At 43.1% G+C, this 902-nt stretch carries 2 pseudogenes; both read right to left on the bottom strand.

Annotated elements, in window-relative coordinates:
* Positions 1 to 471 (bottom strand): annotated as a pseudogene (locus tag ACF8FD_RS07200) (IS3 family transposase); the annotation flags it as partial.
* Between the two features lie 68 nt (positions 472 to 539).
* A pseudogene (gene istB, locus ACF8FD_RS07195) lies at positions 540 to 902 on the bottom strand (IS21-like element ISAba8 family helper ATPase IstB); the annotation flags it as partial.

The raw sequence follows: 902 nt of genomic DNA, 5'->3' as shown, positions 1-902 counted from the left end.
AAACCTGATTTTCTCGGATTGGTTCTTTCAATGGTTCAGGCGCATGCCGTTTTAGTCTTCTTCTCGGTTTAATACGCAGATTCAGTGCCAACTCACAGTAAATGCGGTAAACCCGCTTGTGATTCCAGCAGCAACTCTCAACATGCCGTAAATACGAGAAGCACAAACCAAAGCCACAATCGGAATTTTCCTCAGTGAGTTCAATGAGCTGTTCAGCAATGAGTGCATTGTCATCGCTGAGTTTGGCTTGATAGCGATAGCAGGTTTCACTAATGCCAAATGCTTTACAAGCCAAACGAATACTAATGGCATGCTGGGCAACTGCCTGTTGTGCCATCTTACGCCGGCAAGATGGCTTTACCACTTTTTTGCCATCGCTTCCTGGATGATTTTGGCCTTTAATCGCTCTTCCGCATACATCTTTTTAAGTCTGGTATTTTCGGCTTCTAGCTCTTTCAGTCGAGCTGTCAACGGCATTTTAAAATTGACCCCTTTTACCTTAAAAATGGCGAAGTAAAATTGACCCCTTTGATCTCGTATTAAGTTTCAACCTGCGGCTGAATCCCAATTCTTTTTTTATCCTTCAAACGATAACTCTCACCCGATATCTGTACCACATGACAGTGATGTAATAGCCGATCTAACATCGCAGCGGTCAACGTAACATCATCCGCAAATGACTTAGACCATTGGCTAAAGGGTAAGTTACTCGTCAATATCGTACTGCCTTTTTCATAACGCTTGGCAATCACGTTAAAGAACAGATTCGCTTCTTCACGTCCAAACGGTAAATAACCAATTTCATCGATAATCAGTAACTTTGGTCCCAGTACCGCACGTTGCATATAGGTTTTCAGTTTACCTTGCTGGTAGGCTGTACTTAGTTGCAGCATGAGATCGGC

The sequence above is a fragment of the Acinetobacter sp. TYF_19 genome (genome assembly GCF_043105125.1).
Classification (GTDB): domain Bacteria; phylum Pseudomonadota; class Gammaproteobacteria; order Pseudomonadales; family Moraxellaceae; genus Acinetobacter; species Acinetobacter johnsonii.
The sequence above is the reverse complement of the archived record's forward strand: the minus strand, read 5'-3'. Positions and strand labels throughout refer to the sequence as shown.